This window comes from Micromonospora sp. NPDC047753, from assembly GCF_040642735.1.
In the GTDB taxonomy this organism is placed as follows: domain Bacteria; phylum Actinomycetota; class Actinomycetes; order Mycobacteriales; family Micromonosporaceae; genus Micromonospora.
In genome coordinates this window covers 1-7,716 of the sequence record NZ_JBEYSL010000342.1, presented here as the reverse complement: position 1 = coordinate 7,716, position 7,716 = coordinate 1, and the positions used below count along the sequence as shown (strand labels likewise).

7 protein-coding genes and 1 pseudogene are annotated in these 7,716 nt (G+C 72.1%); 7 read left to right on the top strand and 1 reads right to left on the bottom strand.

What is annotated here, in order from left to right; genetic code table 11:
* A pseudogene (locus ABZ749_RS24620) lies at positions 1-379 on the bottom strand (catalase HPII); the annotation flags it as partial.
* A gap of 184 nt (positions 380-563) precedes the next feature.
* Here ABZ749_RS24620 and ABZ749_RS24615 point away from each other — a divergent pair.
* The 7 genes from ABZ749_RS24615 to ABZ749_RS24585 all read left to right on the top strand — a co-directional run bounded on the left by ABZ749_RS24615 (position 564) and on the right by ABZ749_RS24585 (position 7,472).
* The gene (locus ABZ749_RS24615; RefSeq protein ID WP_357231677.1) at positions 564-1,463 is read left to right on the top strand and encodes an alpha/beta hydrolase; all 900 of its coding nucleotides are present in this window, start codon (positions 564-566) and stop codon (positions 1,461-1,463) included.
* Positions 1,464-1,600: 137 nt separating this feature from the next.
* A complete protein-coding gene (locus ABZ749_RS24610) occupies positions 1,601-2,389 on the top strand; it encodes an ATP-binding cassette domain-containing protein (protein WP_355006583.1) in 789 nt (262 codons plus the stop codon).
* A gap of 58 nt (positions 2,390-2,447) precedes the next feature.
* Complete coding sequence (locus ABZ749_RS24605) at positions 2,448-3,170, top strand: ABC transporter ATP-binding protein (RefSeq protein WP_355006584.1); 723 nt, start codon at positions 2,448-2,450, stop codon at positions 3,168-3,170.
* Positions 3,171-3,200: 30 nt separating this feature from the next.
* A complete protein-coding gene (locus tag ABZ749_RS24600) occupies positions 3,201-4,079 on the top strand; it encodes a branched-chain amino acid ABC transporter permease (protein WP_091399163.1) in 879 nt (292 codons plus the stop codon).
* Complete coding sequence (locus ABZ749_RS24595) at positions 4,076-5,188, top strand: branched-chain amino acid ABC transporter permease (protein ID WP_357231672.1); 1,113 nt, start codon at positions 4,076-4,078, stop codon at positions 5,186-5,188. The genes ABZ749_RS24600 and ABZ749_RS24595 overlap by 4 nt, the downstream gene beginning before the upstream one ends.
* A gap of 84 nt (positions 5,189-5,272) precedes the next feature.
* Positions 5,273-6,559 carry an ABC transporter substrate-binding protein gene (locus ABZ749_RS24590; protein WP_357231669.1) on the top strand — a complete coding sequence of 429 codons (1,287 nt, stop codon included), beginning with the start codon at positions 5,273-5,275 and terminating at the stop codon, positions 6,557-6,559.
* A 145-nt stretch (positions 6,560-6,704) separates the two neighbouring features.
* Positions 6,705-7,472 carry an SDR family oxidoreductase gene (locus tag ABZ749_RS24585; protein ID WP_357231665.1) on the top strand — a complete coding sequence of 256 codons (768 nt, stop codon included), beginning with the start codon at positions 6,705-6,707 and terminating at the stop codon, positions 7,470-7,472.
* Positions 7,473-7,716 lie beyond the last annotated feature (244 nt).

Genomic DNA, 7,716 nt, shown 5'->3' with positions numbered 1-7,716 from the left:
GATACTGGTGTCTGGTGTTCTGACGTGTGCTCTTCCTATCTAGGTGGTGGTCCTGGAGGAGCACCGGGCCGCGGGGGCCGGCCTTGAGCGAGTGGTCGGTGTCGCGCAGCCGCGCCCCGTTCGCGGTCGTGAGGTAGGCCCCCTGCTGACCGTTCGCGGTCGTCGGCGCGCCGGTTTCCGCGCCGGTCGGCGTGCGCGTCTGCGGTGCCCCCTGTTCTGGCTTCGGCGGCAGCGGGTCGTGCGGCGTCGTCGGCTCCTCGACGGTCGGTGGCGCGCTCCCCGGCGCACCGGGGACATCCGGGCTGAGGGCGTCGGCGATCTTTCCTGAGGCGGTCTTCACGGCGTTCTTGACCGCCTCGGCGGGCTTGCTGGAATCCACTGAATGAACCTCTCCATGGCACGTGGGCGGGCCGGCGCCTGCCCTGCTACCCCTGGTCAGAGGGTCGAAACACGACTGATCTCGGCATTTCACGTCGGGACTGGTGATTTCGCCGATGCCGGGATCGGCGGAGCAGCCAAAACTGACACACGTCGATATCCCTCGACTCTAGGGAGTGCCCGACGTGTCCTCACCAACCACCACCCGTCCCCGTTCCATCACAGCCCGTGCCACCCGGCTCGCGTTGGCCGCCGTCCTGGCCGCCGGCGGTGCCCTGGCCGGGTCGTCCAGCGCCGCCCAGGCCGCCGGCCCGTACGAGCGCGGCCCCGCCCCGACCACCTCGATCCTGGAGGCCAGTCGCGGACCGTTCGCCACGGCGTCGCAGAGCGTGTCCTCGCTGAGCGTCACCGGCTTCGGCGGCGGCGTCATCTACTACCCGACCAGCACCAGCGAGGGCACCTTCGGCGCCATCGCCATCTCGCCCGGCTACACAGCGGCCTGGTCCAGCATCAGCTGGCTCGGACCGCGTATCGCCTCGCACGGCTTCGTCGTGATCGGCATCGAGACGAACACCCGGCTGGACCAGCCGGACAGTCGGGGCCGTCAGCTGCTCGCCGCGCTGGACTACCTGACCCAGCGCAGCTCGGTGCGCACCCGGATCGACAGCAGCCGACTCGCGGTGGCCGGTCACTCGATGGGTGGCGGGGGCAGCCTGGAGGCGGCCTCGTCGCGGCCGTCGTTGCAGGCGGCGGTGCCGCTGGCACCGTGGAACACGGACAAGAGCTGGTCCGAGCTGCGGGTGCCCACGCTGATCATCGGCGGCGAGAGCGACAGCGTCGCGCCGGTCGCGACGCACTCGGTGCCGTTCTACAACAGCATCCCGTCCTCCGCCGAGAAGGCGTACCTGGAGCTGAACGGGGCGAGCCACTTCTTCCCGCAGACCACGAACACGCCGACCGCGCGGCAGATGGTGGCCTGGTTGAAGCGGTTCGTCGACGACGACACCCGCTACGAGCAGTTCCTCTGCCCCGGCCCGAGCGGCTCGCAGATCCAGGAGTACCGCAACACCTGTCCCAGCGCCTGACGGCGGTCACGGGGCGGTCGCCGCTGGCGGCCGCCCCGTCCACGTGCGTGAAGGGGGCATTGAAGGTCTTGACGCCTAACCCGAGAAACGTACACTGCGAGTGTAAATAAACACCCGCCACGACAGAGGGATGGGTGATGGAGCGCGGCCTCGAACTGCACCACATCGGCGTCCGTTTCGGCGGCCTCACCGCCCTCGACGACGTGTCCCTGCGGGTGCCACCCAACCGGGTGGTGGGCGTCATCGGGCCCAACGGCGCCGGCAAGACCACGCTGTTCAACGTCATCTGTGGCTTCGTCGCACCGGAGACGGGCTCACTCACCCTCGACGGCCGGCCGCTGCGGCCACGGCCGCACCGGCTGACCCGGCTCGGCATCGCCCGGACCCTCCAGGGCACCGGGCTGTTCGCCGGGCTGAGCGTGCTGGAGAACGTGATGACCGGCGCTTCGCACACCGCCCGTGCCGGCTTCGTCCCGGCACTGCTGGGGCTGCCGGCCAGCGACCGCGACGAACGCCGGCTGCGCGCGGACGCCCTGGCCATCCTCGACGAGCTGGGCATCGCCGAGCACGCCGGGGCCGCGCCGACCACCCTGCCCTTCGCCGTACGCCAGCGGGTCGCCCTGGCCCGCGCGCTCGCCGCCCGCCCCCGGCTGCTCCTGCTCGACGAGCCGGCCGGTGGCCTCGGGGCGGACGACATCGCCGAGCTGGGGGAGCTGGTCCGCCAGCTGCCCCGGCGGGACACCGATCCCTGCGCCGTGCTCCTGGTCGAGCACCACATGGACCTGGTGATGGCCGTCTGCGACGAGCTCGTGGTGCTCGACTTCGGCCGGGTCATCGCCGCCGGCACCCCGGACGAGATCCGCGACGACCCCGCGGTCACCGACGCGTACCTCGGTGCCACCGTCGAGGAAGAGGTGTCACCGTGAGCGTGAGGAGTGAGCCGGGTTTGCGAGCCCCGCAGTCGCGAACGAAGGGCGGTGCGGTGTGAGCGGCACCGATCTGCTCGTCGTGCGGGGGCTGGTCGCCGGTTACGGCGCCGCGCCCGTGTTGCGGGCCATCGACCTCACCGTCCCGGCCGGCACCATCGCCGCTGTCGTCGGCGCCAACGGTGCCGGCAAGACCACTCTCCTGCGGGCGCTCTCCGGCATGATCCGCCCGGCCGCCGGCCAGGTCCTGCTGGCCGGCGAGGACCTTCGCGGTACGCCGGTGGAGCAGCTCGTCCGACGCGGCATGGCGCACGTCCCGGAGGGTCGGGGCGTGATCAGCGAGCTGACCGTCGACGAGAACCTGCGGCTGGGCGGGCTGTGGCGGCGCGACCGGGCCGACGCCGGGCGGGCCCTCGACGAGGTCTACCAGCTCTTCGAGCCGCTCGCCCGACGCCGCCGGCACCTCGGTCACCAGCTCTCCGGCGGCGAGCGGCAGATGCTGGCGCTCGGTCGGGCCCTGGTCGGCCGACCCCGCCTGCTGCTGCTGGACGAGCCGTCGCTCGGCCTGGCGCCCCGGGTCGTCGCCCGGACCATGGCCCTGCTCCGCCAACTGCGCGACCGCACCGGCCTGACCGTCCTGCTGGTCGAGCAGAACGTGCGCAGCGCGCTCGCCGTCGCCGACCAGGGCGTCGTGATGTCCCTCGGTCGGGTGGTGATCGCCGCCCCGGCGGCGCGGCTACGCGACGACGTCGACCTGCGCCACGCCTACCTCGGTTTCTGACCACCATCTCGTCCCCCGGAGGGAGGACTGTTGGACCGCTTCGTCTTCCTCACCGTCGACGGCCTGTCCCGCGGCGCGGTGTACGCCGCGTTCGCGCTGGCCCTGGTGCTCATCTGGCGGGCGGCGCGGGTCGTCAACTTCGCCCAGGGGGCGATGGCCGTCGCCGCCGCGTACGTCGCCTACACCGTCAGCACCGCTACCGGTTCCTACTGGCTGGGCTTCGTGGTCGCGATCGTCGCCGGCCTGCTGCTCGGCGCGCTGGTGGACCGGGTGGTGATGCGGCACGTCGATCACGCCTCACCGCTCAACCCGGTGATCGTCGCGCTCGGGCTGGTGCTGCTGATCCAGGCCGTGCTGGGAATGGTGTACGGCAGCGAGTTCCGCCCCGCCGAGGCCCCGTTCAGCCGGTCCGCCCTCACCGTGGGCGGCGTCGCCGTGCTGTCCCCGTACGACCTGTTCGTCTTCGCCACGATCGGCGTGGTGGTCAGTGGTCTGGCCTGGATGTTCGCGCGTACCCCGGTGGGGTTGCGGATGCGCGCGGCGGCCTTCGCTCCGGAGGTCTCCCGGCTGCTCGGGGTCAACGTCGGTGGGATGCTGACCCTCGGTTGGGCGCTCGCCTCCGGGGTGGGCGCGCTGGCCGCCATGCTGGTCCTGCCGACCGAGCTGGGCCTGCACCCGCACGCGATGGACCTGGTGTTCGTCTCGGCGTTCACCGCGGCGGTGGTCGGCGGGCTGGACAGTCCACCGGGGGCGGTGGTCGGTGGGCTGGTGGTGGGGTTGCTGCTCTCCTACGTGAGCGGCTACGCCGGCAGTGACCTCACTCCGCTCGCGGTGCTGGTCCTGCTGCTGGCGGTGCTGCTGGTCCGGCCCGGTGGGCTGTTCGCCCCGGTCGCGGCGAGGCGGGTGTGAGCGCCACGAAGGCGGCCGTGCCGCCGAGAGAGCAGCTCGACGACCCGGGCGGTCGGCCGGTCGACCAGCGACGCGGCTCCACCCTGCTGCGCCACCTCGCGGTGGTGCTGGCCGCCGGGTTGCTACTGGTGGCGGTCAGCTACTCCGTCGAGCCGTTCCGCAACTTCCAGCTCGCCACAGTGGCCGCCTACCTGTGCGCGACCGCCGGGCTGACCGTCCTCACCGGGCTCAACGGTCAACTGTCGCTCGGGCACGGTGCGCTGATGGCCACCGGGGCGTACACGGTGGCGCTGTGCCAGACCGCGTTCGCCGACCGGGGAATGACCGGCGGCTGGCTGTTGCCGCTGTCGTTGGCAGCGGCGATCGTCAGCACGGTCGCGATCGGCGCGGTGGTCGGTGTGGCAGCGGCCCGGCTGCGCGGCCCCTATCTGGCCGGGGTCACCCTCGCGGTGGCCGTGGTGGTGCCGGCGCTGGCGGTCACCTTCGACGGCGTGTTCAACGGCGAGCAGGGGCTGTCGGTGCCGGTGGAACCGCCGCCGCTGTCGCTCGGCCCGTACTTCCCCTACGAGCGGTGGCAGCTCTGGGTCACCGGCGCGGCCACCCTGCTCGCGTTGCTGCTGCTGGCGAACCTGATCCGCAGCCGGTACGGGCGGACCTTCCGGGCAGTCCGCGACGACGAGGTGGCGGCCCGCCTCGCCGGCATCCACGTGGCCCGCACCCAGGTTCTCGCCTTCGTGGTCAGCGCCGCCACCGCCGGGCTCGGCGGCGCGCTGCTGGCGGTGCTCGCACAGAGCGTCTCACCCGGCGCGTTCTCGCTGACCCTGTCGCTGTTCCTGCTGATGGCCGTGGTGATCGGTGGCCTGGGTCGACTGACCGGCGCGCTCTGGGGGGCGGTCCTGCTGGTCGCCCTGCCCGATCTCACCCACTCGCTGACCGGGATGCTCACGCTCTCGCCCGCGGTGGCGCAGCGGATGGAGGGCAATCTCCCCCTGGCGATCTTCGGACTCACCCTGATCGTCGTCATGATCGCCGCCCCCGGCGGTGTGCAGGGTCTGCTGTCGCGTCTCGGCCGGGCGTTGCTGGCCAGGCGGCCGACCCGGCGTTCCTGAGCTGTCCTCGGTCCGGCCTCGGCCGGGCGCCCCACCACCACACCGTTCCCCAGAAAACCGGACCGAGAAAGGTCGGTGTCTCCCATGCACCGTAAAGCGCATCGCGGCCTCGCGATCGCCAGCACCCTTGCCCTGCTCATCACCGCTGCCGGCTGTAGCGGCGACGACGGCCCCGGCTCCGGCGGGGCGTCGGTGCCGGGCGTCACCGGCACCGAGATCGTCGTCGGCACCCACATGCCGCTGACCGGGCCGGCCTCGGCCGGCTACTCGAAGATCGCCCCGGCGACGAAGGCGTACTTCGACTACGTCAACGCCAACGGTGGCGTGCACGGCCGCAAGATCACGTACAAGATCATGGACGACGGCTACAACCCGGCGAACACCCAGCAGGTGGTCCGCCAGCTCGTCCTCCAGGACAAGGTCTTCGCCATCCTCAACGGTCTGGGCACGCCGACGCACACCGGTGTGCTCGACTTCCTCAAGAGCAACCGGGTGCCCGACCTCTTCGTCGCCTCCGGCAGCCGCAGCTGGGACCAACCGGACAAGTATCCGGGCACGTTCGGGTTCAACCCGGACTACACGGTCGAGGGCAAGATCCTGGCCAACTACGCGAAGGCGAACCTGGCCGGCCAGAAGGTCTGCTTCCTCGGGCAGGACGACGACTTCGGCCGGGACAGCCTGGCCGGCGTGGAGAAGGTGCTCGGCGCCGGTGCCGTGGTGGCCAAGCAGACGTACGTCACCAGCAACACCAACGTGGCGCCGCAGATCGGCGCGTTCAAGGCGGCCGGCTGCCAGGTCGTCGTGCTCGCCACAGTGCCCGGCTTCACCGCGCTCTCCGTCGGCACGGCGGCGCGGCTGGGCTTCAAGCCGCAGTGGCTGGTCTCCAACGTCGGCGCCGACCACCCGACCCTGGCCAAGCAGCTCGGCGCGGCGGCGCCACTGCTGGAGGGCATGGTCGGCACCAACTACCTGCCGATGCAGAACGACACTGCCAACCCGTGGATCCAGCTCTTCACGAAGGTCAACAAGGAGCACAACGGGGACGCGCCGTTCGACGGCAACACCGTCTACGGGATGTCGGTCGGCTATCTCTTCGTGCAGACGCTGCTCGCCGCCGGCAGGGACCTCACCCGGGAGAAGGTCCTCGACGCCGTGCAGAAGGGCGGCTTCCAGGGCCCCGGGCTGGTGCCGCTGCGCTTTTCCGCCACTGACCACTCCGGGTACGGCGGCCAGCGGTTGAGCCGGGTGAGCGGGGGAGTGCAGAGCTACTTCGGGCCGGCGTACGAGACGGACGAGGCGGACGGGGCGGTCAACGAGTACACCGTCCCTCCGGCTGCGCCCCCGGCGAACGGGGTGCCGACCGTCTCCTGAGGCTCCGCAGCCCCGACGTCCGACCGGGCGTGGTCCCGCCTGACCACGCCCGGTCGGACGGCTGCGCGCGTGCTGCCGGCGCGGCCTGCTGGCCGACCGTCGAGGGCGTTGACCGATACCGATCGATGCTCCTACTATCTGCACCGTGAATGCATATTCGGGCCGGCTCGCGGGCCGGGTCGCCATCGTCACCGGCGCCAGTCGCGGGATCGGTCTGGCCGTCGCCCAACGCCTCGTCGCCGAAGGCGCCCGGGTGGGCCTGACCGCCCGCCGCCCCGAAGGGCTGGCCGAGGCGGTCGCCACACTTGGCGGTCCGGCACACGCCCTCGCGGTGCCGGGCCGGGCCGACGATCCCGAGCATCGGGCCGCCGCGGTGCGTGCGGTGACCTCGGCGTTCGGGCCGGTGGATCTGCTGGTCAACAACACCGGCATCAACCCGGTGAACGGCCCGCTGGTCGAGCTGGACCTGGCCGCGGCCCGCAAGATCCTCGACGTGAACGTGGTCGCCGCGCTCGGCTGGGTGCAGGAGGTCTGCGCCGCCGGCATGAGCGAGCGCGGCGGCTGCGTCGTCAACGTCTCGTCGATCGCCGGGCTCGGTCCGTCACCCGGCATCGCCTGCTACGGGGTCAGCAAGGCCGCGCTCAACCACCTCACCGCCAGCCTCGCCGTGGAGCTGGGCCCGACGGTCAGGGTCAACGCGGTCGCTCCCGGCGTGGTGAAGACCCGCTTCGCCGCCGCCCTCTACGACGGACGGGAGGCCGAGGTCGCCGCGCGGTACCCGCTCGGGCGCCTCGGTCTGCCGTCTGACGTGGCCGGCGCGGTCGCCTTCCTGGCCTCCGACGACGCCAGTTGGATCACCGGGCAGACCATCGTCTGCGACGGCGGCGTCTCGCTGACCGGCCGGGCCGGATGACGGCGTCGGCGGAGCGTCCGGAGCCGCTGATCAACGGCTGTCTAGACTCGGCGGTGCGTCGGGGGACGCCGTGGCGGTGAGGGGGCGAGGGCGGATGGACGCAGTCGATGTGGCGGGTCGGGTCGACGGGCGTACCGCCCGCGCCGAGCGCACCCGCGCCGCCATCGTCGAGGCGCATCTCGCGCTCATCTCCGAGGGCGACCTCCGCCCGACCAGCGCCATCAGCTCCCTGACCCGCTCCTCG

Bases quoted from the DNA above. Each gene is read 5' to 3' on its own strand.
- ABZ749_RS24610 (WP_355006583.1), top strand. From the start codon at position 1,601: ATGGAGCGCGGCCTCGAACTGCACCACATCGGCGTCCGTTTCGGCGGC.
- ABZ749_RS24590 (WP_357231669.1), top strand. From the start codon at position 5,273: ATGCACCGTAAAGCGCATCGCGGCCTCGCGATCGCCAGCACCCTTGCC.